The following is a 26,445-nucleotide window of genomic DNA, read 5'->3' on the forward strand; positions in this document are numbered from 1 at the left end:
AATAAAGGGATATACCGGTACAAGGCGACCCCCATTCCCGTTTCGTGAAGTTTTCCTGAAAGAAACTTACACAAGCCTCATTTTACCTGCCCGCGGAACCAGAATTGCGTCGCCAGCTCGTCTTGTCGCTTGGCATCAACTCGGTGTTGCTCATTCGCAACATGCTTTTGTTTTTGCGTCAGCACCTGGTCCAGCACCTCGCGCTTGGCCCAGGCCGTATTCAGGGCGCGTTGCGAAACGGCCATGTTGGCTTCGTGCAAATGCAGGTCGGTACGGTGCTGGTCGGCCATCTGCATCACCGCCTGCTTGAAGTTGCCGCAATTGACGGACAGGGCCAGGGGCAGGGCGCCGCTGGGGCCGCTATCCGTGTACAGGCCCGTCAGACGCTCCAGGTTCTTCTGGTAGCGCTCGCGCACGGCCGTCTGCGCCGCCATTTCGCCTTGCAGGCGTTCCACTTCGGTGCTGCGCAGGCCGACCAGGGTGGTCAGGTTGCGGATGGTATGCGCGTCGCTCACGTATGCTCCTAGGCCATGATCTGTTCAAGTTGTTCGATGCACGGTCCCATCGGCGCCTCTTCCTTCGTGCCCTGGCACAGGAAGGCTTCGATGGGCGCGTGCAGCTGCACGGCGCGGTCGGTGATCGGATCGGCGCCGGGCACGTAGGCGCCCAGCGGGATCAGGTCGCGCACGCGCGCATGGCGCGCCATCGACGCTTTCAGCGCGCGCGCCGCCTGCATGTGCCCGGGCGTGATCACCTGCGCCATGCAGCGGCTGATCGAGGCGGCGATGTCGATGGCGGGGTAGTGGCCCCGCTCGGCCAGTTCGCGCGTGAGCACGATGTGGCCGTCGAGAATCGCGCGCGCCGTGTCGACCACGGGGTCCTGCTGGTCGTCGCCTTCGGCCAGCACCGTGTAGATGGCGCTCATGCTGCCGTCAAGGTGGGCGCCGTTGCCGGCGCTTTCCACCAGTTGCGGCAGGTTCGAAAACACGGACGGCGGATAGCCGCGCGTGGCCGGCGGCTCGCCCAGGGCCAGCGCCACTTCGCGCAGGGCCATCGCATAGCGCGTGAGCGAGTCGACCAGCAGCAGCACGTGCTTGCCCTGGTCGCGGAAATGCGCGGCGATCGAATGGCACAGTTCGGTGGCCATGATGCGCATCAAGGGCGATTCGTCGGCCGGCGCGATCACCAGCACGGCCTTTTTCAAGCCTTCGGCACCGAGCGACTTTTCCACGAATTCGCGTACTTCGCGGCCCCGTTCCCCGATCAGACCGACGACGACGACGTCGGCCACCGTCTGGCGCGTGATCAGGCCCAGCAGCACGCTCTTGCCCACGCCGGAGCCGGCCATCAGGCCCACGCGCTGGCCCTTGCCCAAGGTCAACATGCTGTTAATCGCCCGCACGCCCACGTCCAGCGGCTCGACGACCGGTTGTTTCTTCAGGGGATTGATTTTCGGCGGCGTCACTTCCAGGACGTGTTCGCCGCCGAGGCGGCCCAGGTCGTCGATCGGTTCGCCCAGGCCGTTGACCATGCGGCCCAGCCACGAGGGGCCGATCTGCAGGCTGGCCTTGTCGGGCAGGGGCAGGACTCTGGCGCCCGTGGTCAGGCCCGTCGCCTTCTTGAACGGCATCAGGTAGGACAGTTTTTCGCGGAAACCGACGACTTGCGCATCGAGCCACTCGCCGCTCACAGTTTCAATCTGACAACGCTGGCCCGTGTGCAGGCGGCAGCCGGCGCTTTCCAGCAGCAGGCCGGAAGCGCCGACCAGGCGGCCGGTCGGTGTCGCGACCGGGATATCGCCGATCTCGAAGCTGCGCAGCGTGTCGGCGATCATGCAGGCGCGCCCTGGTCCGCGTGTTCGGCGGCCAGCGCCAGGTGGCTGCTGACCTGTTCCATGCAGGCCGACAGGCGCTGATGGCAGCCGGCGTCGACTTCATTGTCGCCGGCCTTGATGCGGCATTCGCCCGCGTCGAGGCGCGCATCGGCGATCAGGTTCCAGCGCTTGGCGCGCTTCGGATCGAGTTCGCTGATGCGTTTCAATTCTTCCGGATTGAGGAAGACGTCGATTTCCTCGCGCGTAGGCGGCATCGACGCCAGGGTCTCGTCGACCAGGGCCAGCAATTGCACCGGCTGCAGCGCCAGTTCCGCGCGGATCACCTGGCGCGCCACCTTGGCCACCAGGTCGACCACTTCCTTGCGCTGCGCTTCGCGGTAATCGGCGCGCACTTTCTTCAGGTCGCGCAGGATGGCGTCGACGGGGCGGGCCAGGCGGTCCAGCGCCACCAGGGTTTCATTGCGGCCTTCTTCGCGGCCCTGCGCCATGCCATCGCTGCGCCCGGCGTCATAGCCGTCCTGCTGGCCTTGCACCAGGCCCACTTCGTAGCCGTCGCGCTGGCCCTGCTCGAAGCCTTCCGAGACGGATGCCTGCCACTGGCCGTCCGTGTCCTCGCTGGCGGCGCGCTGGCCGGCGGCGATGAATTGCGACAGGGGCGGGAAACGATACGAGCGGAAGTGTTTCATTCGATCACCGCTTCAGCAAACAACTGCACTTCGATCTCGCCCGCATCGGCGAGGCCCTTGACGGTGGCCATGATTTCCTGGCGCGTCTGTTCGATGCGCGACAGCGGCACGGGACCGGAACGGCGCATCATGTCTTCGAAGCTCTGCGCCTGGCGGCGCGGCATGGTCTTCAGCACGGCGTCGCGGATCGACGGTTCCGCGCCCTTCAGGGCGATGGCCCACTGTTCCATCGGCACGTCTTCCAGGATGCGCGTGAGCGTGACGTCGCTCTGCGTGGCCAGGATCAGGAAGTCGTACATGCTCAGTTCGATTTCCGAGACGACGTCCGGGTCGTGCGCGCGCAGCAGTTCGACCAGCGCGGCGCGGTTGCCCGGCATGCGGTTGAGAATCTCGGCCGCCTGGCGGATGCCTTCCACGCTGGTGCTTTGCGTGTCGAGCGTGCCCAGGCAGCGGCCCACCAGTTCGTCGAGCTCGACCAGCAGGTCGCGGTCGATCTCGTCCAGGCGCGCCAGGTTCAGCAAGACCAGGTCGCGGCCTTCAGCGGGCAGGGCGTCGAGGATCTGGCCGGCCAGCGCGGGCGGCAGGAAGGCCAGGAACACGGCTTGCATCTGCACGTGCTCGTTGACGATGTATTCGGCCAGCCACTTTGGCGAGGCCCACTGCAGGCGCGCCATTTTGGGACGGATAGCGTCGCCGTAAATGTTGTTGAGCACGCTATTTGCGATATCGCTGCCCAGCGCCATGTCCAGCGAACGCTTCAGGTAGCTGCGCGAGGCGCCATGCACGCCGCTTTGCTGGCGGTAGTCGTCGAAGAAGGTCTGCATGGCCGTTTTCACGGATTCGACCTTGATGCCGCTCATGCGCGACATCACTTGCGTGACTTCCAGCAATTCTTCGCGCGACAGGCAGCGCAGCACGTTGGCGGCCTGTTCTTCGCCTATGCTCAGCAGCACGATAGCGGCCTGTTCCACGGGAGTCAGGCTGACGCTTTCGTACTCTGCGCCGTCGGAGGGATTATTGTTGTTGAGTTCGGCCATTTTTCTGCATCCATTGTTTGACGACTTCGGCGACACGCTCGGGTTCTTTTTCAGCCAGCACTTTCAGGTGGTCGACCATCACGTCGACCGCCGAGCCTGGTGGCGGCAAGTCATAATTTTCCAGCAGCGGCACCACCGGCATGCTGTTGCCGGCGGCGGCCTCGCCTTCGAGCGCCAGCGGGCTGCCATTTACGCCCAAGGCCGGCGCGCCGGCTGCGGCCACGCCATTGGCGCCGGCGGCGGCGGCGCTGCTGCTGCCGCCCAGTGCCAGGGCCGGATCGAGCTGTTTCAGTGGCGGCGGCGCCAGGCGCGAGGTCAGCAGGCGCAGCAGCGGACGCAGGATCAGGAAGTAGCCGAGCACGGCGCCCAGGGCGTACAGCAGCCAGCCGCTGAAATCGACGACGGTGTCGCGCTCTTCCCACCACTGCGCCACGGGCGGCTTGGCAGGGAAGGCCAGCGCCGTCAGGCTCAGGCTGTCGCCGCGCTGGGCGTTGATGCCCAGGCCGCTGTTGAGCATTTTTTCAATATTGCCCAGTTCGGCAGGGGTCCAGCCCGTTTTCGGGTTCGGTGCGGCGGCGCTGTTGAGGACCACGGCGACGCTGAGTTTTTCCAGGCGGCCACGGCTGCGCTTGATCTGCGTGATGCTGCGGTCATACGCGTACTGGCGCGTGGTGGCGTTCTTGCGGGCCGTGCCGTCGTCGGATGGCTTCGGTGCGCCATCGGCGGGCGCGGCGCCGGCGGCGTCGGCCGGTGCCGGCACGGCGGCCGCCGGAGGACGGTTCGACAGGCTGCCGGGAATGCCGGCCACGGTGCGGTTGCGTTCCTGCTCTTCGCGCATCGCTTCGCTCGTCACTTTCGGGGCTTCGCCGTATTTTTCCAGCGTTTCGTCCACGCGGTCGTTGTTCACGGCGGCCGTCACGCTGAGCTTGAAGTTGTCTTCGCCGATGACGGGGCCCAGCAAGCCCGTGACGTTGCGACGAATTTCATCCTGGAAACGTTTCGCGCCTTCATTGCCGGCGGCCGACGCATCGAAACCGTCCGTCAGGTCGACGTGCGAGGACAGCAGGTTGCCGCCCTGGTCGACCAGGCTCACGCGCGTGGGCGCCAGGCTGGCGACGCTGCCGGCCACCATGTTGATGACGGCGGCGATCTGTTCCGGCGCCAGGGTGCGGCCCGGTTTCAGCGCCACCACCACGGAGGCGGACGATTTGTCGCCGTCGCTGGCGACGAACGAGGTCGACTTGGCGATCGACAGATGGACGCGCGCCGAAGCGATCGCGTCCATCGTCATGATGCTTTGCGCCAGTTCGCCTTCCAGGCCGCGGCGGAAGCGCACGTCCTGCACGAATTGCGACACGCCCAGCGGATCATTCTTGTCCATCAGTTCCAGGCCGGCCGGCAGCTGCGCCGTCACGCCCTTCGAGGCGAGCAGCATGCGCACCTTGCCCAGCATGGCGTCGGGCACCAGCACCTGGCCGCTGTCCGGATGCAGGCGGTAGGGGATGTGCTCGGCGTCCAGCGTGGCCATCATGTCCGTCACGGCCACCTTTTCGCGCGCGCCAAACACCGGCTTGTAGTTGGCCTGGTCGCGCCAGGCATACATGGTCACCATGGCGGTGATGCCGATGGCCAGCACGACGATGGGAACCAGGTTTTTCAGCAGGGCGGGCGGGATGGCGGGCTGGGCGCCAGGGCGCCAGCGCGCAAATGCGGACTTCATGGTGGTAATCACTTGGGGTAACTTTCGCTGGGAGGCTGGGCGTGGATCAGGACGTGAAGATTACAGAGGCAGTTTGATGAGTTCGTCGACGGCGCCCATGACCTTGTTGCGCACTTGCATCAACATGGAGAAGGACAGGCTTGCTTCCTGGCTGGCCAGCATGGCGCCGACCATGTCGTCGCTCTTGCCGCTGTCGACGTCGCTCATTTTCTGCGCGGCCAGGCGGTCGTCGCCGTTGACCTTGCCGATGGCGTCTTGCATGCTTTGCGCAAAGGAGAAGCCCGATTGTTCCGGCGCGCCGAACTGGGCGGCGGGCGCGATGCTGGCGCCCAGGGCGCGCGCGTCATTGCTCAGTGCTGCCAGATCGGCCTTGATCAGACCTGCGAGTTCGTTGCTCATCTTGCCCTCTACTTTCAATATGCGGTGACGTATCAATAGAATTACTGGTGTTGCCAATCCGGCAGCAGTGCAATCATGCCATCCTGCCCGGCCCGGTCCACAAGGCCCATCAGTTTTATCAGTTGCCACACCATCCGCTGAAGCAGACTCGAACAAACTCAGCAAACCTGCGCCGACATGATTCACATGGCCATGACAACTAATATTTATCTGATAAAAGTTTCTTCTGGTGGCAATAACGGAATGGAAACTGCCATAAAAACCGGAATCAGGTAAGCGGAATGGCGCACTGCAAATCACTATTTTGTCGCTATAAGCTTACCTCGCGGCAACTATAAAGTAAAGAGTGGATTGGCTCAAGGAATATTGATACATGGCAATATTTAGCGTTTTCATGTATTGTTCAGCACCGTAGTCATCTACCATGCGATACGATGCGCAATCGTTTGCTTGCGGGCCTGCCGGCCAGGCCAAGATGATGCTGTATTTAATTTCGGGCGATCCGTATAATTTGTTCTGCCACCGCAATACCGACATGACCACTACATGACAATCATTACCAAGACAGATCAAACTGCGCGCCATCAAGTCCTCGATTCCTGTCTGCTTGGACGTCCTGTCCATTTGCTGCATGTATTCGGCGCCCAGCTGCGCGACGACCTGGCCGTGGCCCTGCGCCAGCCCATGAGCCGTCGCTACTGGGGCAATTTCCAGATCGATGCCGTGAGCTTGTCGCGCGTGGAGAACGAGGACGGCGCGAACCGCTGGCTGAGTTTTTCCGCGCCGGCCGGCCAGCCGGGCTTTGCGCTCGAGCGGCAGATACTCTTGAGCGTGCTGAACTATCGCTATGGTAGTGCCGGCGCCAAGGGGGCGCTGCCCGATCCGGCGCAGGTGCGCGTGACGGCCACGGAGGAGCGCCTCGCTGTGGTGCTGGGACAACAGTTGGTGGGCAGCTTGTTTGCCCGCATCCACAAGAACCTGCAAACCCTGGGCAAGAGCAGCGACATCGACACCAGTGCCGAGGTCGCCGTGCAGTCGGGCGTGCATCCGGCGCGCGGCAGCTGGATCATCACGGTGGCGCTCAGCGACGTCGAGGCGGGGCAGAGCGGCCAGTTCTGGTTTTCGCTCGACAAGCGCCTGATGGCCGACGTGCTGCGCGGCCTGCTGCCTGAGCGCGCGCAAGCGAAGAAAGCCTTGCGCGGCAGCGTGCGCCCGCTCGCGTCGCGCCTGCAAGTGACCCTGGAAGGCCGGCTGGTCAGCAAGCAGATGCAGCTGGGCGCCTTGTTCGACTTGCGCGTGGGCGACGTGATTCCCGTCAGCCTCAGTCGTACCGACGTCATGCTGGACGACTCCCGTTTATTTACAGCGGCTGTTTCCGAACACAAGGGCAAGCTCTGTTTAACCTCATTTGAAGATGTCGAATAATATGAATATGACCGATACCAACCAGAGCGAAACCCTGCTGGAAGACCTGGGCGATGACATGATCATCGACCAGGGCGACGTCTCCGACGTGGCCAGCACCCGCGCGCGCCGCGACATTCCGCAGATGATGCGCAAGATTCCCGTCACCCTGACCCTGGAAGTGGGCTCGGCCCGCATTTCGCTGGAAGAGCTGATGGCCATCGGCCCGGAAAGCGTGATCGAACTCGACATGCTGGCCGGCGAACCGCTGGTGATCAAGGTCAACGGCACGCCGATCGGCCGCGCCGAAGTGGTGGTGGCCGGCGAGAACTATGGCCTCAAAGTCATCGACCTCGACGGCCTCAATCTCGACCTGATGACAGCATGAAGCTGGCGGTACCCGGTTTGAGCCGGCGCCGCGGCGCGCTGGCTGCCGCGCTGGCTGTTCCTCTTTTGATGCTGTGCTGCGGCGCCGCCGGCGCGCAGGACCTGCTGGCCGGCGTGGTGCCGGGCGCAAAGACCGACCTGTCGGTGAAGATGCAGATCCTCGTTGTCATGACCCTGCTCGGGCTGCTGCCTGTGATGGTCATGATGATGACCAGCTTTACCCGCTTCGTCATCGTGCTGTCCCTGCTGCGCCAGGCCCTGGGCCTGCAGCAGGGCTTGCCCAACCGTATCGTCACGGGCATCGCCCTGATCCTCACCTTGCTGGTCATGCGCCCCATCGGCGACCAGGTGTGGAAGGAAGCGTTCGTGCCGTACGACCGCGACCAGATCGGCATGCAGGAGGCCCTGAAGATCGCCGAAGTGCCGATTTCGCGCTTCATGCTGGCGCAGACGAGCAAGGCCGCGCTGGCGCAGATCGCCCACCTGGCCGGCGAACCGTCGAGCATGCGTCCGCAAGACCACAGCTTCACGGTCAAGCTGGCCGCGTTTGTCTTGTCCGAACTCAAGACGGCGTTCCAGATCGGCTGCATGCTGTTCATACCGTTCCTCATCATCGATCTGGTGGTGGCGTCCGTGCTGATGGCCATGGGCATGATGATGCTCTCGCCGCTGGTGATCTCGTTGCCGTTCAAGCTGCTGCTGTTCGTGCTGGTCGACGGCTGGACCCTGACCGTCAACACCTTGGTTACCAGCATACAGGGCTATTGAGCGATGTTTACCCCTGAAGTCGCCGTCGACCTGATCATCGAAGCGCTGCATGTCGTGATGCTGCTGGTGGTCATCCTGGTCGTGCCGGGTTTGCTCATGGGCTTGCTGGTCGCGCTGGTGCAGGCGGCCACCTCGATCAATGAACAGACCATGAGTTTCCTGCCGCGCTTGCTGGTCACCTTGCTGGCCCTGATCCTGGCCGGACGCTGGATGGCCGGCTACCTGATGGATTATTGCGTGTCCATTTTTCAGCGCGCCGCCACCCTGGTCGGATAGCGCCGCGCGCCATGGATCAGATTTTCAATCAGCTGCTGCCGTTTCTGCTGGCCGTGTGGTGGCCGTTCTGCCGCATCCTGGCCATGCTCAGCGCCTCGCCCGTGATCGGCGACGCCATGGTGCCCGTGCCCGTGCGGGTGCTGCTGTCGCTGGTGCTGGCGATCCTGATGCTGCCCGTGATGCAGGCGTCGGGCATCTCGCAGGACTTGCTGAAGATCGATCCGTTTTCCCTGCACGCCGTCGTCGCCACCCTTGAGCAGGCCATCGTCGGCTTCGTCCTGGGCCTGGCCTTCCACTTTGCCATGTCCGTCATGTCGGTGCTCGGTTACCTCGTGTCGAGCCAGGTGGGCTTTTCCATGGCCGTCATGAACGACCCGCTCAACGGCACTTCGTCGGACGTGATCACGGGTTTGCTCACCATCATGTGCATGATCGTGTTTTTCGCCATCGACGGCCACCTCGTGCTGACGGGCGTGATCGGCGCCAGTTTCAAGGCCTGGCCAGTGGGGCAGGGCTACGGGCCGCTGCTGCTGCAGACGGTGGCGTACAACGTGGCGTGGATCTTCGCCGCGGCCATGCTGCTGGCCTTGCCCATCATCTTTTCCACCATGGTGGTGCAGCTGGGCTTCGGCTTCCTGAACCGCGTGGCGCCATCGCTGAACCTGTTTTCGCTGGGTTTTTCCATGATCACCATGTTCGGCCTGCTGATGCTGATGCAGATCGTGCGCTTTATCCCCGAACACTATGTCGCCATGACGAACCGCGTGCTCGACATGATCGCCGAACAGATGCGGGTGGCCCATGGCGGATAGCAGCACGGGCGACAAGACAGAAAAGGCGTCAGCCCAGAAGCTGAAGAAATCGCGCCAGGAAGGGCAGGTGGTGCGTTCGCGCGACCTGTCGACGGCGCTGGGCATTTTGATCAGCATGAAGGTCTTCATCTACCTGCTGCCCGGCTATCTGGTGAGCTTTCGCGAGTTGTTCGCCATGGCCTTCATGCCGCTCGACAGCAAGGGCGCGCTGGACAATGCCATGTCGATGGCGTTTACCACCTCGGTGGGCTTGCTGATCAAGATGATCGTGCCGCTGTTTTGCGTGCCCCTGTTCGTCGTGCTCGGCTCACTGATCCCCGGCGGCTGGGTCGTCAGCACGAAGAACTGGATGCCGAAGATGGAGCGCCTGAGCCCGGCCAAGAACCTGGGCCGCCTGGTGTCGCCCAAGCATGGCTTTGAATTCGGCCTGTCCATCGCCAAGGCCGCCGTGCTGGGCATGGTGCTCGTGCACGTGAGCCGCTCCAGCCTGACGCAGTACGTGGATTTGCAACACCGGCCCCTGCAGCAAGCCATGCTCGACGGTTCCGCGCTGATGCTTGACGGCCTGATGGCGCTCATTTCCGTCTTCGTGCTGTTCGCCATCATCGACGTGCCGGCGCAGGCGTTTTTCTTTGCCCGCAACCAGCGCATGAGCAAGCAGGACGTCAAGGAAGAACACAAGAGCAGCGAAGGGCGGCCCGAAGTGCGCCAGCGCATCCGCCAGCTGCAGCAGCAGATCGGCCGGCGCAGCGTGCGCAAGACCGTGCCCGACGCCGACGTGGTGATCGTCAATCCCGAGCACTACGCCGTCGCGCTCAAGTATGACCAGGACCGCGCCGAGGCGCCGTTCGTCGTTGCCAAGGGCGTCGACGAGATGGCGCTGTATATCCGGCAAGTGGCGAAGGAACACCATATCGAAACGCTGGAGTTGCCGCCGCTGGCGCGCGCCATCTACAACACCAGCCAGGTGCAGCAGCAGATTCCCGTGCAGCTGTACCAGGCCGTGTCGCAGGTGCTGAACTACATCCTGCAATTGAAAGCATTCCGGTCCGGGCAGCGTGCTGCCCAGCCCGTATTACCCACCGAGATGGCCGTGCCATCTCATTTGAGCGAGGTCGTACCGCCATGAATTTCCTGAACCGGTTGGTTGCCGAAATGCGCCGCCACAAGTTCGCCACGCCGCTGTTCCTGCTGGTGATCCTGGCGATGATCATCCTGCCGCTGCCGCCCGTGCTGCTCGATATCCTGTTCACTTTCAATATCGTGCTGGCACTGATCGTCATCCTCGTCAGCGTGTCGGCCAAGCGGCCCCTCGATTTCTCCGTCTTCCCGACGGTGATCCTGGCCACCACCATGCTCAGGCTGACCCTCAACGTGGCGTCCACGCGCGTGGTGCTGTTGCACGGCCATACTGGCGCGGACGCGGCCGGTAAGGTGATCGAGGCCTTCGGTAACGTGGTGATCGGCGGTAACTTCGTCGTCGGTATCGTGGTCTTCGTGATCTTGATGATCATCAACTTCGCCGTCGTCACCAAGGGCGCCGAGCGTATTTCCGAGGTGTCGGCGCGCTTCACCCTCGATGCCTTGCCGGGCAAGCAGATGGCCATCGATGCCGACCTGAACGCCGGCCTGATCAACCAGGAAAAAGCCCAGATCCGCCGCAAGGACGTGGCCGCCGAAGCGGATTTCTACGGCGCCATGGACGGCGCGTCGAAGTTCGTGCGCGGCGATGCCGTCGCCAGTATCCTGATCCTGATCATCAACATGGTCGGCGGCGTGGCCATCGGTTCGCTGATGCACGATCTGTCGTTTGGCGATGCCTTCCGTCAATACGCGCTGCTGACCATCGGCGATGGCCTGGTGGCGCAGATCCCGGCGCTGCTGCTGTCGGCCGCGGCCGCCATCCTGGTCACCCGCATCAGCGATTCGGGCGACTTCGAACAGCAGGTGGCAGGCCAGGTACTGACCTCGCCAACGGTGATCTTCAGCGCCGCCGGCATGATGGTGGCGCTGGCCCTGATTCCGGGCATGCCGTGGTTCATGTTCATGACCTTCGCCGCCGTGCTGGCCTTCGTGGCCTGGCGATTGACCAAGCGCGTGAAGGGGCCGGACGCGGCGGGCATGGCGGCCATCGAGGCGGCCTTGCGCGACGACAAGCCGGCCGAACTGGAGTGGCAGCAACTGCCGGCCGTGCAGCCATTGATGGTGATGCTCGGCTATAAACTGGTCGGCATGGTGGATAAAACGCAAGGCGAGCCGCTGAACAAGCGCGTCAAGGGCGTGCGCCAGAGTTTGTCCGAGGCGATGGGCTTGCTGCTGCCGAATATCGGCGTGCGCGACGACCTGGCCCTGAAACCGTCGCAATACGCGATCGTGCTGTCCGGCACCGTGGTGGCGCAGGCGGAAGTGCAGGCCGACCGGCTGATGGCGATCCCGTCGCCGAACGTGTATGGCCAGCTGGATGGCATTCCCGGCATCGAGCCGGCCTACGGCATGCCCGTCACGTGGATCGAACCGAGCGAAAAGGCGCATGCGCTGGGCCTTGGCTACCAGGTCATCGAGGCGCCCAGCGTGATCGCCACGCACTTGTCGAAGATGGTGCGCGAATACCTGCCGGAACTGTTCCGCCACGAAGACGTCTCGAACATGATGGAGCGCCTGACGGCCCTGTCGCCCAAACTGGCCGGCGCGCTGGACAAGGCGCTGACGCACACGCAGCTGCTGCGCGTGTTCCGCGTCTTGCTGGCGGAAAACGTGTCATTGAAGGATATCGTGCCCATCGCCACCACCTTGCTCGACAGTTCAGAAACCACCAAGGATCCTATCCTGCTGGCGGCCGAAGTGCGTTGCGCGCTGCGGCGCCAGATCGTCAGCGGCCTGTTTGGCCAGAAGATGGAAATGCAGGCGTTCAACCTGGGCGGCGAGCTGGAAAACATGCTGCTCGGCTCCTTGAACCAGGCGCGCCAGTCGGGCAAGGTGACGCTCGATAACTATCCGATCGACCCGCACCTGCTGTCGCAGCTGCAAGTGAACATGCCGGTGGCGCGCGAGCAGATGAAGCAGCAGGCCACGCCGCCGCTGCTGCTGGTGCTGCCGCAGATCCGTCCGCTGCTGGCCCGCTATGCGCGCCTGTTCGCGCCGGGCCTGCATGTGCTGTCGTACAACGAAATCCCGGAAAACCGCGAAGTGAGCATCATCGGCACGGTGGGGTAAACGGCGGGGCAATAAAAAAAACGGCGCTGCGGGCGCCGTTTTTTGTGCTGCATCAATCCTGCTGCGTCAATCCTGCTGTATCAATCCTGCTCGTCGATGGGCGGCAGCAGGTCGTGCTCCTGGCCATCGGCCAGCAGCAGCACGGTGCCGCCTTGCGCCGCTTCTGCCTCGTTGCCATAGTCGTAGCCGAGCGGCGCCGCTACTTCCTTCGAGGCGGCGATGGTCTCTTCTTCTGCCGCCGCCGCAGGTGCTGCGGGCGCATCGGGATCGGCCGCCGCTTCCGCTTCCGGCTGCGTCAGCAGCAAGGCCACTTCGGCCATGGCGCGGAACAGGGGCAGCGACAGCGCAGCGGCACCCGCCTGCATCGGGTAATTGCCGTGCATGCGCTGCGCGTGCAGCTGGCGGTTCAGGCGGCAGCGCACGACGCGCAGGCCCGCGCGCCGCACGGCGCCGGCGATCTCGGGCAGGGCCAGGCGCAGGTGGCGCAGCGCCGCTTCCTCGTCGGCGGCCAGTTCCAGCAGCACGCCGTCGCCGGACGGCTCCATCTGGATCACCACCCGGCCGATGCCGATGATGATCAGCTCGACGCGCAGCGCCACCTTGCCGCGCCGCCTCGGCGTTGCCTCATCGTCTTCATCGCTGGCCAGCACGCGCAGCAGCAGGCGCTGGCCGCCCCAGCCATACACGGCAAAGCGCCACGCTTCGCTGTCGACCGTAAGTGGCGGACGCGCGCCTTCGCGCAGCAGCGCCGGTTGCTGCTCGGCCATGAACAGGCTGCCCGGCACGTGCTGGCCGCGCGCCTGTTCCTGCAGCGCCGCATACTGTTCGCCATAGGTCTTGACCATCACGCGCCACGAGGCGGCCAGCTGCGCCGCGTCGGGCGGCTGCCACACCAGCTGGCGCGTGAAGAACAGCTGATTGACCTGCATGGCGCTGCTGTCGCGCGGCATGGCGCCGCCCGTGCCGTCGGCGTTGGGCTTGATGAGGGACGCCAGGCTGTCCTGGCCCTGCTGCTGCAGCTGGGCGGGCAGGGTGCCGGCGTCCGGTGCGGGTGCCATGTAGGGCCCGATCGGCACCAGCGGCTGGACCACGCCCGGCACCATCGGCGTCGCGGGGCTGACGTCGAAGCGCTGGGTAATCAGGGGCACGGGATTGCCCGATGCAATGCGGTCTATCGCCATGCCATTGCTTCCTGCTGATACCTATTCATCCGATCCGCCATCGCGTCCTGCCAGTCACTATTGTAGTAAAGAAAGAATCAGCTTGCTCATGCTCTGGCTTTGCTTGAGCATGGCCGTGCTCGCCTGCATCAGCATTTGCGCCGAGGTCATGTTGGCGCTTTCGGCCGCGTAATCGACATCCATGATGCGGCCGATGGCGGTCTTGGTGTGGGTGATCATGTTGGACAGGTTATTGTAGACATGGCCGAGCCGGTTCGCGGTGGCGCCCAGCGCCGAGCGCACGCTGCCGACCTTGTCGACGGCCGCGGCCAGCAGGTCGATCATGCCGTTGGCGCTGCTGTTGCTGGCAAATTCGCTGCCGGGCGTGGCGCCTGGCGCGAAATTGGCCGAGATCGCCTGCAGCGCCGCATCCAGGCCGGCCATGTCGCCCGCCACGCTGAACTGCATGGTCTCGCTGCCGCTGGCGCCGATCTGGAACGTCATGGCTTGCGACAAGGTGCCGTTGCCGGCGCCGCCGTTGCCCAGCAATAAGGTGCCGCCGTAGCGGGTGTTCGTCATCACGTTGTACAGTTCGGCGCCCAGCGCATCGTATTCGCCCTGCATGGCGTCGCGGTCCTTCTGGTTCGACGAGGCGTCCGCTGCCTGGGTGGCCAGGTCCTTCATGCGCACCAGCATGCTGGTGACTTCGCCAAACGCGCCTTCGGCCGTCTGCAGCAGCGAGGTGCTGTTTTGCGTGTTGCGCATGGCCACCGCCATGCCGCTGGTCTGGGCGCTGAGCCTGGTGGCGATCTGCAAGCCGGCCGCGTCGTCCATGGCCGAGTTGATGCGAAAGCCTGTGGAGAGGCGCGTCATCGACGTCGACAGCAGCTGCTGGGCCCAGCCCATGGCCCGCTGGGCAGACAGTGCGGCGGTATTGGTATGAATGCTCAGCACGCGGCGGCTCCAGTGGATGATTGTTCGGTGTTCTGCCTTGTATAGGCGACTATGCCGGCAACATCGTTAAACGTGATGGCAATTTAGTTCAATTTGCCTGAATGCGTCGCGCTGCAGGCGAAAAAAAAGCCAGACCGGAGTCTGGCTTCGATAGGTTGGCCGCAAGCGGCCAAGTCCATATTATTGCAGCAGGGACATGACCATCGAGGACATGCTGTTGCTTTGTTTCAGCATCGCGGTGCCAGCTTGCAGCAGCATTTGCGACGACGTCATGTTCGAGCTTTCGGTCGCGAAGTCGGTGTCCATGATGCGGCCGGTAGCGGCTTTGGTGTTGGTGGCGATGTTCGACAGGTTGGTGTTGACGTGGTCCAGACGGTTGGCCGTCGCGCCCAGTGCCGAACGCACGGTGCTGACGCTGTCGATGGCGGTAGCCAGCAGGCCGATGGTGGCGTTGGCGGTGGCGGTCAGTTCCGTCGCGCCCGTCGATGCTGCCGACGAGAAGTTTTTGCTCAGGCCGGTCAGGGCTGCGTTCAGCGCGGTCAGGTTGCCCGATACGTCGAAGCTCATTTTTTCCGTCGAGCTGGCGCCGATCTGGAACGTCATCGACGTCGACAGCGTGCCGGAGGCGGCAGCCGCGCCGTCGCCCAGCAGCTTGGTGCCGCCGAACGTGGTGTTGGTCATGACGTTGTACAGTTCCTGGCCCAATGCATTGTATTCAGCTTGCATGGCGGTCTTGTCGGCGCCGGTCGACGAGGCGTCGGAAGCCTGGGTAGCCAGGTCTTTCATGCGTACCAGCATGTTGGTCACTTCGGCGAATGCGCCTTCAGCCGTTTGCAGCAGCGAGGTGCTGTTTTGCGTGTTGTTCATCGCAACGGTCATGCCGCTGGTTTGTGCTTTCAGACGGGTGGCGATCTGCAGGCCGGCTGCGTCGTCCATGGCCGAGTTGATGCGGAAGCCGGTGCTCAGGCGCGTCATCGAAGTCGACAGTTTGGATTGGGTATTCGAGATCGAATTTTGTGCCGACAGGGAGGCAGCGTTGGTGTGAAGGCTCAGCATGGTGTCATTCCTAATTGGGTGGTTACGGTGAGGAGCGACGATTTATCTGCTCCTATCAGTACAAGACGACCGTGCCGCCACCTTAATTAAATGCTTTACGGAAATTTTTGAAAATAAATGGTATTTGTTGCCTCGCCGCTCCGCCAGACCCGTGCGACGGCATGCCCGCGCCAGGCGCGCATGAAAAAAAAGCCAGACCGGAGTCTGGCTTCAATAGATTGGCCGCAAGCGGCCAAGTCCATATTATTGCAGCAGGGACATGACCATCGAGGACATGCTGTTGCTTTGTTTCAGCATCGCGGTGCCAGCTTGCAGCAGCATTTGCGACGACGTCATGTTCGAGCTTTCGGTCGCGAAGTCGGTGTCCATGATGCGGCCGGTAGCGGCTTTGGTGTTGGTGGCGATGTTCGACAGGTTGGTGTTGACGTGGTCCAGACGGTTGGCCGTCGCGCCCAGTGCCGAACGCACGGTGCTGACGCTGTCGATGGCGGTAGCCAGCAGGCCGATGGTGGCGTTGGCGGAAGCGGTCAGTTCCGTCGCGCCGGTCGATGCGCCGCTCGAGAAGTTCGCGCTCAGGCCGCTCAGGGCGGTGTTCAGCGTGGACAGGTTGCCCGATACGTCGAAGGTCATTTTTTCCGTCGAGCTGGCGCCGATCTGGAACGTCATCGACGTCGACAGCGTGCCGTCGGCAGCAGCGCTACCTTTGCCCAGCAGCTTGGTGCCGCCGAACGTGGTGTTGGTCATGACGTTGTACAGCTCTTGACCCAATGCATTGTATTCAGCTTGCATGGCGGTCTTGTCGGCTGCGGTCGACGAGGCATCGGAAGCCTGGGTAGCCAGGTCTTTCATGCGTACCAGCATGTTGGTCACTTCGGCGAACGCGCCTTCAGCCGTTTGCAGCAGCGAGGTGCTGTTTTGCGTGTTGTTCATCGCAACGGTCATGCCGCTGGTTTGCGCTTTCAGGCGGGTGGCGATTTGCAGGCCGGCAGCGTCGTCCATGGCCGAGTTGATGCGGAAGCCGGTGCTCAGGCGCGTCATCGAAGTCGACAGTTTGGATTGGGTATTCGAGATCGAATTTTGTGCCGACAGGGAGGCAGCGTTGGTGTGAAGACTCAGCATGGTGTCATTCCTAATTGGGTGGTTATGGTGAGGAGCGACGGTTTATCTGCTCCTACCAGTACAAGACGACCATTCATTTCACTTTATTAAATGCCGTGTGGAAATATATTTTTCCCTTGCCTGAATGATAATCCATGCCGGCTTCAATCCGCCACACCGCCGTGTTCCGCTTCCCATTGTTTGCGGCTGCTTTTCAGGATGTCGAGGACCAGCAATGCCTTCGCTTCGTCGGCGCACAGGTCTTCCAGGAACATGGCGTTGTTGTTGCGTACCCATTCCAGCGGCATTTCCCACCAGGCCAGCTCGAGCAGCGCGGCACGGACTTTTTCCGTGAAACGGTAGCGTATCAGGCGCGCCGGCGAGCCCGCATAAATGCCATAGGGTTCCGAGCGGAAATTCGGTGGCAGCAGCGAGCGTGCGCCGATGATGCAGCCGTTTTCGATCACGCTGCCGCCCAGTACCATCACTTCGTCGCCGATCCACACGTCGTTCTTGATCACCGTGTCGGCGTACTGCGGCGGCGGCACATTTTTCAGGCCGCCGCCGAGGATCGACAGCATGTACGTCGAGATCGTGCGCATCTCGTGCTGGCCATTCAGGATGAAACTCAGGCGCGAGCCGCCGGCCACATAGCGTCCCACGCACAGGCTTTGCTGTCCGCTGTCATATTTCACCAGCGAACCGACACCGAAGCAGGAGCCGCGTCCGATATAAAAGTGGCCGTTCTCCGGTTCCTGGTCCAGCCAGTCGCGGAAAAATTGATGCGGCAGGGTGCTGATGGCGCCATCGTCGTAGCCGAGTACCGTGAACTGGGCCGACCAGGCATGGTTCTCCGCCACGCCCGAGAAATTGGTTTCGGTGGAAATGTGCATCAGGCGATGTTCCGTACGGTTTCTTGCTGCAAGGCGGGGGCGGCGATCATGGCGATGATGGCATCGACGGTTGCCATGTCCAGATCCGGATAGATGGGCAGGCAGATCACTTGCGACGACGCCAGCCGCGCCACGGGCAGGTTCGCGTGTGCGGCGGACGGCATGCCGCGGTACATGGGGAAGTCGCTGATGAGCGGGTAAAAATAGCGGCGCGCGTAGATTTCCTGGTCGCGCAGCGATTGAAACAGGGCGTCGCGCGACAGCGGATAGCCGGGACCCACCAGAATCGGGAAATAGGCGTGGTTGGCCGCCTCGGCATCCCCTTGCTGCACGCAGGTGATGCCTGGAATGCCGGCCAGCTGCTGGCGGTAGTGCGCATCGATGGCCTTGCGCTTCTGGCGCGCGCCGTCGATGCCCTTGAGCTGCAGCAGGCCGAAGGCCGCATTGATCTCGCTCATCTTGCCGTTGATGCCAGCGGCCACCACCGTGACTTCATCGACGAAGCCGAAGTTTTTCAGGTGGTCGATGCGCTGCTTGGTCTTGGCGTCGGGGCAGACGATGGCGCCGCCTTCGAAGGTGTTGAAGATCTTCGTGGCGTGAAAGCTGATCACGGAAAGGTCGCCGTGATTGAGCACGCTGCCGCCCCGGTGGCGCACGCCGAACGCATGCGCCGCATCGTAGATCACCTTCAGATTATAGTTGTCGGCAATTTTCTCGATGGCCTCGATGTCGCATGGCCGGCCGTAGCAATGCACCGGCATGATGGCCGTGGTCTGCGGCGTGATGGCCGCCTCGATTTTGGTCGGGTCGAGGTTCAGGCTGTGCGGCTCGATGTCGGCAAAGACGGGCTTGATGTTGTTCCACAGCAGCGAGTGGGCGGTGGCGACGAACGAATACGGCGTCGTGATCACTTCGCCGTTGATGCGCAGCGCCTGCAAGGCCGTCATCAATGCCAGCGTGCCGTTGGCGAACAGGCAGATGTGCTTGACGCCCAGGTAGTCGCACAGCGCCTGCTCGAGCTGCTGGTGGAACGGGCCGCCATTCGTCAGGATCTTGTTGTCCCAGATCGTTTCCAGATAGGGCAGGAAATCCTCCAGCGGCGGCAGCAGGGGCTGGGTGACATAGACCGGCTTGTTTTTTTTGATACTCATCATAATCCGATCGGCGGGTTGGGCACGGCCACGGGGGCTTCGAACGAAACGGGCGGCAAGCCTTCGCACCAGCGTTGCCATGCCATGCGCAAGCCATTTTCCAGCCCTTCCGTAATCAGCTTGGGCTTGCCCAGGACGGAGCGCTCCAGGCGGTGCCGCATGCTGAAGCGGTAGGCGCCCAGCAGCATGGGGTTGGCCGCCATGGCCACGCTCTTGCGCACGAGATCCTCTTCGTCGGCGGCGATGAAGTCATCGAGTTCGACCTGGCGCAAGATCATGTTGCCGGCGCGGCTAGGCATGGTGGGCCCTGCCGTCGTGAGCGTGGGGACGCCCATCCACAGCGCATGCAGGGTCGTCGTGCTGCCGCAGTAGGGGAAGGCATCGAGGCAGATATCGATGCGGTGATGGATGGCCATGAATTGCGCCATCCCCGTGCGTCCTTCGAAGGTCAGGCGCTCGGGCGCAATGCCTTCTTCCGCGAACCAGGCTGCCAGTTGCGGCGGCGCTTCCGATTTCGGCATGGCCGCCACGATCATCCTGGCGTCGGGGACGGCGCGCAGCACCCTGGCCCAGCGCGCGATGACCTGACGATTGATTTTATTGGTGCGGTTGAAACTGCCAAACGTGATGTAGCCATTAGTCAATACAGGCGCCGGCTGGACGCTGGGCGCCAGCTTGGACGGCAGGAACGGAACGCAGGCGGGCAGCAGCATCAGTTTCTCGGAGAACTGGTCGCCCAGTTCGTCCGGCGGCGTGAAGTGCTGGTCGCCCAGATAGTAATCGATCGATTGCAGTCCCGTCGTGAGCGGGTAGCCGATCCAGCTGGCCTGGACAGGCGCGGGCTTGCCAGCAAACATGAGCAGCCGGTTCTTGCCCGTGTGGCCCGACAGATCGATGAGGATGTCGATGCCATCGTCGCGGATCAGCTGGCCCAGGTCCGGGTCGGACAGGTGTTCGACCTGGCGCCAGTGGGGAATGACTTCCCGCAGGCGCTCCGTGATATCGTCGTTTTGCGGATTGTTGTGGTAGGCATACAGCGACAATTGGGCGCCATCGGCGATATTTTCCAGTACCGGAATGAGGAAGTGCGGCACCGGATGGTTGTGCAGGTCGCCTGACACGAAGCCGACCTTCAAGGTGCGCAGCGGGTCGCGGCTGTTGCTGTGGCCTGCGCGTCCCTTGGCGATATGCGTTTCAAAGGTGGCGCTGAAACGCTGATGCTCCGCAAAGAGCGCCTGCGGATCGATCTCGGTGCTATGCGACAACAAGAACAGGTAGTTGCTGAACAGGGTTTCCCACAGCGGGCAGACGGCCAGGCCCTTGCGGCAGGTTTCAATCGCTTCTTCTATCCTGCCGATATTGCTGAAGGTGGCGCTGATGTTGACGTAGGCGTCACGATAGTCGGGATTGATCTCCAGCGTCTTGTGGTAGCACTCGAGCGCCAGCAAAGGCTCGTTCATGAGCACGTAGCAATTGCCGAGTGCAAAGTGCGCGCGCTCGAAGGCGGGGTCGAGCTCGAGTGCGGCCAGATACGTCCGCTTTGCGTGTTCCAATTGTTTCTGCGCCTGCCGCGTCGAACCCAGGTTGCACAGCGCCGAGATGTTTTTCGGTTCCAGTTCCAGCGCGCGCTCATAGGCGGCGGTGGCTGCCTCGTATTGCTCCAGTTCCTGCAGGGCGACGCCCAGGTGATTGTGCGTTTCGCTATCGCCGGCATCGAGTTCCAGCGTGCGGCGGTATGCCTCCACGGCGAGCGGATAGCGTTTGATGGTGCTGTAGTAATCGGCCAGCTGCCTGTGGTTCGCGGCGCTGCCGGGGGCCAGGTCAATGGCTTGCTGGAAATACTTGAGGGCATTGTCCCGGTCTTCGGCCGCGCCGTAGGCGATGGCGAGCTGGCCGCAGGCTTGCGCATCGTCCGGCTGCAGGCGCAGCACTCTGGCGCAGTACTCGATGGCCGCCGTGTAATTTTTTTGTTTGCATTGAAGCAATCCCAGATTGCTCAGCGCCTGGGTGAAATCGCCATCGAGCGCGATCGCCTGGGCATATGCGGCGATGGCTTCCTCCGCCTGGTCCAGCGACTGGAGCGCGCGTCCCAGGTTGTTGTGCAGCTTGGCGTCGCCGGGATGCAGTGCGATGGCGCGGCGGTAGCTGGCCACGGCACCCGCGTAGTCTTCGGCTTCATGCAGCGCCGCGGCCAGATTGGCATGCGCCGCCGTGGTGTGGGGCGCCAGTTGCAGCACCGCCCGGTAGCTGACGATGGCCGCGTGCCATTGCTGCAGGTCTTGCTGGGCATTGCCCAGGTTCAGGTAGATGTCCGCGTCGCCCGGCAGCAGGGCCAGCGCGCGTTGATAGCACGCGACGGCTTCGGCGCTGCGCTGCATCGCTTGCAGTGTATTGCCCAGATTGAAATGGCCCTTGGCGTAATCGGGTCGCAGCGCCAGCGCCTGCCGGTATGCCTGTTCGGCTTGCTCCAGCTTGCCTTGCGCCTGCAGCGCCGCCGCCAGGTTGCCATGTGCCTCGACAAAGTCCGGATTCAGTTCCAGCGCCCGGGTATAGCTGTCGACCGCCTGCTCGTACATGCCCCGTTCCTGCCATGCGGTGCCCAGGTTGCCATGTGCCTCGGCATCGTTGGGCGCCAGTTGCGTGGTTTTCAGCAGGGCCTCGAAGGCGTCCTTGCCCTGTAATTGCAGGGCGGTGCCCAGCACGCTCCAGGCAAAGTCGGAGTCTGGGTAGCGCTGCGTCAGGTCGCGGCTGGCCGCTTCCAGTGCCGCATGGTGGCCGGCTTGATACAGCGCAATGACGTGCTGCGTTTCCTGCGCTGTCGGCGTGCTGGCGATGGCCGTTTCGATGCGCTTGCGCAAGCCTTGCGACTGGTCGTTGTCCAGGCCGCGCGCGATGGCCGCCGTGACGATTTCCAGCGCCTGCTCGCGTTCGCCCGCCTTCAGCAAGCCATCCGCATACGACAGCCAGAACTGGCCTTCGTCGGGATTGACCGACAGCGCCTTGTGCAGATACGGCAAGCCGGCCTGGTATTGCCCCAGCTGGCCCGCCAGCAAGCCCATATTATGGTTGGCAATGGCGTGATACGGCTGTGCCTGCAGAATCGCCAGGTAAAGTGCTTCCGCCTCGGCATACCGGCCAGCCTGGTGTTCGGCAATTGCCTGCTGCAAGTCGGCGTCGAGGGGCACTGCGGGAAGGGCGTTAGCGTTCATGGGCGGGCGGAGGTGAAATAGTTAGCAGAGGGAATTGTAACTGGTGAAAGTGCTTCTGAGAAACTTTCCAGATGGAATTTATCCAGGAATGCTGTCGCAATGCAAACTAGGTGTTGCTGGCTGGTCAAAGCGTGGGAAAAAGTGGCCGTTTTAAAAACCTTGCAGGGGAATGGACGGCATGCCTCGCGCCGGGCTGCTGGTATGATGCCCGGCATTGGCGCCTTCCCTGGTGGATGGCCGCTGCCCGATATCGTTCATTTTTCAGCAGATATATGCAAAACATTTTAATCATAGGCTCATCGGGCCATGCGAAGGTCGTGATCGACGTGGTCGAGCGACAGGGGAACTTTCGCATTGCCGGCTTGATCGACGCGTTCCGGACGATCGGCGAAGAAACCTCGGGTTATCGCGTGCTTGGCGCCGAGTCCGATTTGCCGGTCCTGGTGGAACGGCTCGCCGTGTCCGGGGTGCTGGTGGCCATCGGCGACAATTTTGTGCGGGCAAGCGTGACGGCCCGCGTGGCGGCATTGTGCCCGCTACTGCCATTCGTCAGCGCCGTGCATCCGCAGGCAAGCGTTGCCAGGGCCGTGCGCGTCGGCGCGGGCAGCGTGGTGATGGCGGGGGCGGTGATCAATCCCGGCTGCGACGTGGGGGAGGGCTGTATCGTCAATGCGCGCGCCTCGCTCGACCACGATTCCGTGATGGAGGCGTTTTCCAGCCTGGCGCCTGCCGCCGCGACGGGCGGCAATTGCCTTATCGGCAGGTGCAGCGCCCTGGGCATGGGCGCCTTGCTGCTGCAGCGCATGCGGATTGGCAGTCATTGCGTGGTCGGCGCCGGCGCCGTCGTGACGCGGCCCGTGGAAGATCTGTGCGTCAGCTATGGCGCGCCGGCAAAAACCGTACGCGGCCGCCAGGCGGGCGACAAGTATCTGTAGAAACCGCGGCAGCCGAAGCGCGGCAGCGCTAGCGCTGCTGCGCTGGCATGCCGCGCGACGAGCTTACATGTTCGGATAGTTCGGCCCGCCGCCGCCTTCCGGTGTCACCCACACGATGTTCTGCGTGGGGTCCTTGATGTCGCAGGTCTTGCAGTGCACGCAGTTTTGCGCATTGATCTGCAGGCGCTCTGCGCCGTCGTCGTTCTTCACGAATTCGTACACGCCGGCGGGACAGTAACGCGCTTCCGGACCCGCATACGTGGCCAGGTTGACGTCGACGGGCACGCTGGCGTTCTTCAAGGTCAGGTGGATGGGCTGGTCTTCCGCGTGGTTCGTGTTCGAGATGAACACGGACGACATCTTGTCGAAGGTCAGCTTGCCATCGGGTTTCGGATACACGATCGGTTTCGACTGGGCCGCCGGTTTCAGGCATTCGTGGTCGCCATGCGAGTGGTGCAGGGTCCACGGCGCCTTGCCGCGGAAGATCAGCTGGTCGATGCCCGTCATCAGGCTGCCCAGATACAAACCCTTCGACAGCCATGGCTTGACGTTGCGCGCCACGTGCAGTTCTTCATGCAGCCAGGATTTCTCGAATGCCACAGGGTAGCTCGTCAGTTCGTCGTGCTGGCGCTGCTCGCCCAGCGCGCCGAAGGCCGCGTCCGCCGCCAGCATGCCGCTCTTGATGGCCGCGTGGCTGCCCTTGATGCGGCTCATGTTCAAAAAGCCCGCATCGCAGCCGATCAGCGCGCCGCCGGCAAACACCAGCTTCGGCAGCGATTGCAAGCCGCCGGCCGCGATCGCCCGCGCGCCGTACGAGATGCGCTTGCCGCCTTCGAAGAACTTGCGGATTTCCGGATGCGTTTTATAACGCTGGAATTCCTCGTACGGCGACAGGTAGGGGTTTTCGTAGTTCAGTCCGACCACATAGCCGACCATGACCTGGTTGTTTTCCAGGTGGTACAGGAAGGAGCCGCCATAGGTTTTCGTGTCCAGCGGCCAGCCGCTCGAGTGGATCACCAGGCCCGGCTTGTGCTGGGCCGGGTCGATTTCCCACAATTCCTTGATGCCGATGCCGTACGATTGCGGGTCCTTGCCGGCGTTCAAGTCATACTTGGCCATCAATTGCTTGCCCAGGTGGCCACGCGCGCCTTCGGCGAACAGGGTGTACTTGGCGTGCAATTCCATGCCCAGCTGGAAGTCGGGACCCGGCTCGCCGTCGCGCTTGACGCCCATATTGCCCGTTGCCACGCCCTTCACGGAGCCGTCGTCGTTGTAGAGGATTTCCGCGGCCGGGAAGCCGGGGAAGATTTCCACGCCCAGGTTTTCCGCCTGCTGGCCCATCCAGCGCACCACGTTGCCCAGCGAGACGATGTAGTTGCCATGGTTTTCAAAGCAGGCCGGCACGGCGAAGCCTGGCGTTTTATAGGCTTTCGTTTCGGTCAGGAACAGGATGCGGTCTTCCGTTACTGCCGTGTTCAGGGGCGCGCCCAGTTCTTTCCAGTTCGGAATCAGTTCCGTCAGCGCTTTCGGGTCCATGATGGCGCCCGACAGGATATGCGCGCCCAGTTCGCCGCCTTTTTCCAGCACGCAGACGGACACTTCCTGGCTCTTTTCCGCGGCCAGCTGCTTCAGGCGGATCGCCGCCGCCAGGCCCGCAGGGCCGCCGCCGACGATCACCACGTCATACTCCATGGTCTCGCGCGGTCCGTACTGTTCAACTAAGTTATTAGGCTGTGTCATGGTCTCGATTGTTAGTCACTAAATGGGTGGGTGAGGAATCTTCGGGGAAATTTAAGCACGAGTGTGCTTGTTTTTGGCGAGGATTGCAACTTTGGCGCCATTTTGCGTGACATTGCCCCTCGCCGCAATCTAAATCCGGCCATTTTGTGTAATGATGACGTTTACCTTTGCTCAAGTACGGCGCAGGGTATTTTGCCCCGGTGCCGGCGGCACGGCGTAAAGTGTTATCTAAAATAAAACAGGAGTAGCTCGTGGGCATAGAAGTCAATTTCGAGGGCAAGATTGCCCTGATTACCGGCGCATCGAGCGGCCTCGGCGCGCGCTTTGCGAAAGTGCTGGCCCAGGCCGGCGCCCAGGTCGTGCTGGCCTCGCGCCGCACCGAACGCCTGAAGGAGTTGCGCGCCGAAATTGAGGCGGACGGCGGCGCCGCGCACGTGGTGTCGCTCGACGTGACCGATTTCGCCAGCATCAAGTCGGCCATCGCGCATGCGGAAACGGAAGCGGGCCCCATCGATATCCTCGTCAACAATTCAGGTGTCTCCACCACGCAACGCCTGGTCGACGTCACGCCCGAAGATTACTCGTTCGTGATGGACACCAACCTGCGCGGTTCGTTCTTCGTTGCCCAGCAGACGGCCAAACGCATGATCGCGCGCGCCAAGGGCGATCCGAAGAAACAGCACCGCATCATCAATATCGCCTCGATGGCGGGCTTGCAGGTGCTGCCGCAGATCGGCGTGTACTGCATGAGCAAGGCGGGCATGGTGCACATGACGCGCGCCATGGCCGTGGAATGGGGTAAATATGGCATCAACACCAACGCCATCTGCCCCGGTTACATTTCCACGGAAATCAACGAAGATTATTTCGCCACCGAGCAGGGCAAGAAGCTGATCGAGATGCTGCCAAATAAACGCCCGGGCAAGCCGGAAGACCTCGACGGCCTGCTGCTGTTGCTGGCGGGCGAGGATTCGCACTTCATCAATGGCGCGATCATTTCCGCAGACGGTGGAATGAGTACCTTCTAACGCTGCAGCTGCAGTCCCACCAGCTTGTGCACCAGTTCGGACGACGTCGAGGCGGCGAACTTGCGCATCAGCTTGGCGCGGTGCATTTCCACCGTGCGGGGGCTGAGGTCGATCTGGCGGGCGATGACCTTGCTGGTCTTGCCTTCCACCAGCAGGGCGGCGATTTCGCGCTCGCGCGGGGTCAGTTCCGCCGTCACGGGACGTTTCTCGCTGACATCCTCGAACGTCCAGATGCCCGCTCCCAGCGGTTTGTTCGGCAGCATGGCGTGGCCCGTGACATGGCACCAGAACAATTCTCCATTACTGCGGCGCATGATGCGCTCGTCCGAATAGCGGCCCCTGGCGTTCATGATGGGGATGATGCGGTCACCCGTGCGCAGGAATTCGTCGTGCGTGGGGTAGAGTACTTCGAAGGACTGGTCGTCGAGCTGGGTGCGCGCATAGCCGAACATGGCTGCCAGCGCTTCGTTGCAGCTGCGCATGATACGGTTTTCCGACATGCACATGCCCACGGGCGCGTGCAGGAAGATGCTTTCATAATCGATGGCTGACGCGGCGTTCATCTGATACGTATCACTCTCACAGGGGGATGGCCGGCACGGCGCCGGTAGTTCTACGGTATTGTACTTTCCACTCGCGTATTTTATGCTGAGTCGCTGCCTGAGTCATGGACTCAAGACCAAAG

At 62.8% G+C, this 26,445-nt stretch carries 24 protein-coding genes; 9 read left to right on the forward strand and 15 right to left on the reverse strand.

Annotated features, from left to right (window positions below; all coding sequences use genetic code 11):
• Nucleotides 1–77: 77 nt before the first annotated feature.
• Genes AC07VH_RS13560 through fliE form a run of 6 tightly spaced genes read right to left on the reverse strand, consistent with a single transcriptional unit; the run spans nt 78 to nt 5,676 of the window.
• Entirely contained in the window at nt 78–515 is a 438-nt protein-coding gene (locus AC07VH_RS13560; RefSeq protein ID WP_046684908.1) for a flagellar export protein FliJ, read from the reverse strand.
• Nucleotides 516–523: 8 nt separating this feature from the next.
• Entirely contained in the window at nt 524–1,834 is a 1,311-nt protein-coding gene (fliI, locus tag AC07VH_RS13565; protein WP_475415838.1) for a flagellar protein export ATPase FliI, read from the reverse strand.
• Nucleotides 1,831–2,520 carry a flagellar assembly protein FliH gene (gene fliH, locus AC07VH_RS13570; RefSeq protein WP_076569647.1) on the reverse strand — a complete coding sequence of 230 codons (690 nt, stop codon included), beginning with the start codon at nt 2,518–2,520 and terminating at the stop codon, nt 1,831–1,833. The genes fliI and fliH overlap by 4 nt, the downstream gene beginning before the upstream one ends.
• Entirely contained in the window at nt 2,517–3,557 is a 1,041-nt protein-coding gene (locus AC07VH_RS13575) for a flagellar motor switch protein FliG (RefSeq protein WP_475415839.1), read from the reverse strand. Before AC07VH_RS13575 ends, fliH begins: the two co-directional genes overlap by 4 nt.
• Nucleotides 3,535–5,277: a flagellar basal-body MS-ring/collar protein FliF gene (fliF, locus tag AC07VH_RS13580; protein ID WP_494789095.1), complete on the reverse strand. Its 1,743-nt coding sequence runs from the start codon at nt 5,275–5,277 to the stop codon at nt 3,535–3,537. Before fliF ends, AC07VH_RS13575 begins: the two co-directional genes overlap by 23 nt.
• A gap of 60 nt (nt 5,278–5,337) precedes the next feature.
• Nucleotides 5,338–5,676, reverse strand: coding sequence for a flagellar hook-basal body complex protein FliE (fliE, locus tag AC07VH_RS13585; RefSeq protein ID WP_152252600.1), 339 nt, complete (start codon nt 5,674–5,676; stop codon nt 5,338–5,340).
• Between the two features lie 546 nt (nt 5,677–6,222).
• On the opposite strand from fliE, the gene AC07VH_RS13590 reads away from it, so the two are divergent.
• Genes AC07VH_RS13590 through AC07VH_RS13620 form a run of 7 tightly spaced genes read left to right on the forward strand, consistent with a single transcriptional unit; the run spans nt 6,223 to nt 12,536 of the window.
• Complete coding sequence (locus AC07VH_RS13590) at nt 6,223–7,101, forward strand: FliM/FliN family flagellar motor switch protein (protein WP_475415841.1); 879 nt, start codon at nt 6,223–6,225, stop codon at nt 7,099–7,101.
• A gap of 1 nt (nt 7,102) precedes the next feature.
• A complete protein-coding gene (locus tag AC07VH_RS13595) occupies nt 7,103–7,468 on the forward strand; it encodes a FliM/FliN family flagellar motor switch protein (protein ID WP_046684914.1) in 366 nt (121 codons plus the stop codon).
• Complete coding sequence (gene fliP, locus AC07VH_RS13600) at nt 7,465–8,235, forward strand: flagellar type III secretion system pore protein FliP (protein ID WP_475415842.1); 771 nt, start codon at nt 7,465–7,467, stop codon at nt 8,233–8,235. Before AC07VH_RS13595 ends, fliP begins: the two co-directional genes overlap by 4 nt.
• A 3-nt stretch (nt 8,236–8,238) precedes the next feature.
• Complete coding sequence (locus tag AC07VH_RS13605; protein WP_034757874.1) at nt 8,239–8,511, forward strand: flagellar biosynthetic protein FliQ; 273 nt, start codon at nt 8,239–8,241, stop codon at nt 8,509–8,511.
• Between the two features lie 11 nt (nt 8,512–8,522).
• A complete protein-coding gene (locus AC07VH_RS13610) occupies nt 8,523–9,323 on the forward strand; it encodes a flagellar biosynthetic protein FliR (RefSeq protein WP_475415843.1) in 801 nt (266 codons plus the stop codon).
• Nucleotides 9,313–10,452: an EscU/YscU/HrcU family type III secretion system export apparatus switch protein gene (locus AC07VH_RS13615; RefSeq protein WP_489627878.1), complete on the forward strand. Its 1,140-nt coding sequence runs from the start codon at nt 9,313–9,315 to the stop codon at nt 10,450–10,452. The genes AC07VH_RS13610 and AC07VH_RS13615 overlap by 11 nt, the downstream gene beginning before the upstream one ends.
• Nucleotides 10,449–12,536, forward strand: a complete 2,088-nt coding sequence (locus AC07VH_RS13620; RefSeq protein ID WP_326457476.1) for a flagellar biosynthesis protein FlhA — start codon at nt 10,449–10,451, stop codon at nt 12,534–12,536. The genes AC07VH_RS13615 and AC07VH_RS13620 overlap by 4 nt, the downstream gene beginning before the upstream one ends.
• An 80-nt stretch (nt 12,537–12,616) precedes the next feature.
• Here the strand turns inward: AC07VH_RS13620 and AC07VH_RS13625 are convergent, their stop codons facing one another.
• The 7 genes from AC07VH_RS13625 to AC07VH_RS13655 form a co-directional block, all read right to left on the reverse strand.
• On the reverse strand, nt 12,617–13,717 hold the full coding sequence (locus AC07VH_RS13625) for a hypothetical protein (protein ID WP_494789096.1): 1,101 nt from the start codon (nt 13,715–13,717) through the stop codon (nt 12,617–12,619).
• Nucleotides 13,718–13,774: 57 nt separating this feature from the next.
• A complete protein-coding gene (locus AC07VH_RS13630; protein ID WP_494789097.1) occupies nt 13,775–14,650 on the reverse strand; it encodes a flagellin N-terminal helical domain-containing protein in 876 nt (291 codons plus the stop codon).
• 180 nt (nt 14,651–14,830) lie between these two features.
• Complete coding sequence (locus AC07VH_RS13635; RefSeq protein WP_070303092.1) at nt 14,831–15,706, reverse strand: flagellin N-terminal helical domain-containing protein; 876 nt, start codon at nt 15,704–15,706, stop codon at nt 14,831–14,833.
• A 243-nt stretch (nt 15,707–15,949) separates the two neighbouring features.
• The gene (locus AC07VH_RS13640; RefSeq protein WP_070303093.1) at nt 15,950–16,825 is read right to left on the reverse strand and encodes a flagellin N-terminal helical domain-containing protein; all 876 of its coding nucleotides are present in this window, start codon (nt 16,823–16,825) and stop codon (nt 15,950–15,952) included.
• Nucleotides 16,826–16,968: 143 nt separating this feature from the next.
• Nucleotides 16,969–17,697: an LbetaH domain-containing protein gene (locus tag AC07VH_RS13645; protein ID WP_489627875.1), complete on the reverse strand. Its 729-nt coding sequence runs from the start codon at nt 17,695–17,697 to the stop codon at nt 16,969–16,971.
• Complete coding sequence (locus tag AC07VH_RS13650) at nt 17,697–18,848, reverse strand: DegT/DnrJ/EryC1/StrS family aminotransferase (protein WP_489627874.1); 1,152 nt, start codon at nt 18,846–18,848, stop codon at nt 17,697–17,699. The genes AC07VH_RS13645 and AC07VH_RS13650 overlap by 1 nt, the downstream gene beginning before the upstream one ends.
• Nucleotides 18,848–22,057 carry a tetratricopeptide repeat protein gene (locus AC07VH_RS13655; RefSeq protein WP_494789099.1) on the reverse strand — a complete coding sequence of 1,070 codons (3,210 nt, stop codon included), beginning with the start codon at nt 22,055–22,057 and terminating at the stop codon, nt 18,848–18,850. The genes AC07VH_RS13650 and AC07VH_RS13655 overlap by 1 nt, the downstream gene beginning before the upstream one ends.
• Before the next feature lie 272 nt (nt 22,058–22,329).
• Between AC07VH_RS13655 and AC07VH_RS13660 the strand changes: the two genes are divergently transcribed.
• Entirely contained in the window at nt 22,330–22,992 is a 663-nt protein-coding gene (locus AC07VH_RS13660) for an acetyltransferase (protein WP_494789100.1), read from the forward strand.
• 63 nt (nt 22,993–23,055) lie between these two features.
• Here AC07VH_RS13660 and AC07VH_RS13665 read toward each other — a convergent pair whose 3' ends face one another.
• Complete coding sequence (locus tag AC07VH_RS13665; protein ID WP_475414287.1) at nt 23,056–24,732, reverse strand: electron transfer flavoprotein-ubiquinone oxidoreductase; 1,677 nt, start codon at nt 24,730–24,732, stop codon at nt 23,056–23,058.
• A 251-nt stretch (nt 24,733–24,983) separates the two neighbouring features.
• Between AC07VH_RS13665 and AC07VH_RS13670 the strand changes: the two genes are divergently transcribed.
• Nucleotides 24,984–25,760: an SDR family oxidoreductase gene (locus tag AC07VH_RS13670; protein ID WP_034752351.1), complete on the forward strand. Its 777-nt coding sequence runs from the start codon at nt 24,984–24,986 to the stop codon at nt 25,758–25,760.
• On the opposite strand, the gene AC07VH_RS13675 is transcribed toward AC07VH_RS13670, so the two are convergent.
• Entirely contained in the window at nt 25,757–26,323 is a 567-nt protein-coding gene (locus AC07VH_RS13675) for a LuxR C-terminal-related transcriptional regulator (protein WP_494789101.1), read from the reverse strand. The genes AC07VH_RS13670 and AC07VH_RS13675 overlap by 4 nt on opposite strands.
• Between the last annotated feature and the right edge of the window lie 122 nt (nt 26,324–26,445).

The sequence above is a fragment of the Janthinobacterium sp. GW821-FHT03C10 genome (assembly GCF_059420865.1).

Excerpts from the sequence above, each read along its gene's own strand:
- fliI (WP_475415838.1), bottom strand. The coding sequence starts at position 1,834 with ATGATCGCCGACACGCTGCGCAGCTTCGAGATCGGCGATATCCCGGTC.
- fliH (WP_076569647.1), bottom strand. The coding sequence starts at position 2,520 with ATGAAACACTTCCGCTCGTATCGTTTCCCGCCCCTGTCGCAATTCATC.
- AC07VH_RS13575 (WP_475415839.1), bottom strand. The coding sequence starts at position 3,557 with ATGGCCGAACTCAACAACAATAATCCCTCCGACGGCGCAGAGTACGAA.
- fliF (WP_494789095.1), bottom strand. The coding sequence starts at position 5,277 with ATGAAGTCCGCATTTGCGCGCTGGCGCCCTGGCGCCCAGCCCGCCATC.
- fliE (WP_152252600.1), bottom strand. The coding sequence starts at position 5,676 with ATGAGCAACGAACTCGCAGGTCTGATCAAGGCCGATCTGGCAGCACTG.
- AC07VH_RS13590 (WP_475415841.1), top strand. The coding sequence starts at position 6,223 with ATGACAATCATTACCAAGACAGATCAAACTGCGCGCCATCAAGTCCTC.
- AC07VH_RS13595 (WP_046684914.1), top strand. The coding sequence starts at position 7,103 with ATGAATATGACCGATACCAACCAGAGCGAAACCCTGCTGGAAGACCTG.
- fliP (WP_475415842.1), top strand. The coding sequence starts at position 7,465 with ATGAAGCTGGCGGTACCCGGTTTGAGCCGGCGCCGCGGCGCGCTGGCT.
- AC07VH_RS13605 (WP_034757874.1), top strand. The coding sequence starts at position 8,239 with ATGTTTACCCCTGAAGTCGCCGTCGACCTGATCATCGAAGCGCTGCAT.
- AC07VH_RS13610 (WP_475415843.1), top strand. The coding sequence starts at position 8,523 with ATGGATCAGATTTTCAATCAGCTGCTGCCGTTTCTGCTGGCCGTGTGG.
- AC07VH_RS13615 (WP_489627878.1), top strand. The coding sequence starts at position 9,313 with ATGGCGGATAGCAGCACGGGCGACAAGACAGAAAAGGCGTCAGCCCAG.
- AC07VH_RS13620 (WP_326457476.1), top strand. The coding sequence starts at position 10,449 with ATGAATTTCCTGAACCGGTTGGTTGCCGAAATGCGCCGCCACAAGTTC.
- AC07VH_RS13625 (WP_494789096.1), bottom strand. The coding sequence starts at position 13,717 with ATGGCGATAGACCGCATTGCATCGGGCAATCCCGTGCCCCTGATTACC.
- AC07VH_RS13635 (WP_070303092.1), bottom strand. The coding sequence starts at position 15,706 with ATGCTGAGCCTTCACACCAACGCTGCCTCCCTGTCGGCACAAAATTCG.
- AC07VH_RS13640 (WP_070303093.1), bottom strand. The coding sequence starts at position 16,825 with ATGCTGAGTCTTCACACCAACGCTGCCTCCCTGTCGGCACAAAATTCG.
- AC07VH_RS13645 (WP_489627875.1), bottom strand. The coding sequence starts at position 17,697 with ATGCACATTTCCACCGAAACCAATTTCTCGGGCGTGGCGGAGAACCAT.
- AC07VH_RS13650 (WP_489627874.1), bottom strand. The coding sequence starts at position 18,848 with ATGAGTATCAAAAAAAACAAGCCGGTCTATGTCACCCAGCCCCTGCTG.
- AC07VH_RS13655 (WP_494789099.1), bottom strand. The coding sequence starts at position 22,057 with ATGAACGCTAACGCCCTTCCCGCAGTGCCCCTCGACGCCGACTTGCAG.
- AC07VH_RS13660 (WP_494789100.1), top strand. The coding sequence starts at position 22,330 with ATGCAAAACATTTTAATCATAGGCTCATCGGGCCATGCGAAGGTCGTG.
- AC07VH_RS13665 (WP_475414287.1), bottom strand. The coding sequence starts at position 24,732 with ATGACACAGCCTAATAACTTAGTTGAACAGTACGGACCGCGCGAGACC.
- AC07VH_RS13675 (WP_494789101.1), bottom strand. The coding sequence starts at position 26,323 with ATGAACGCCGCGTCAGCCATCGATTATGAAAGCATCTTCCTGCACGCG.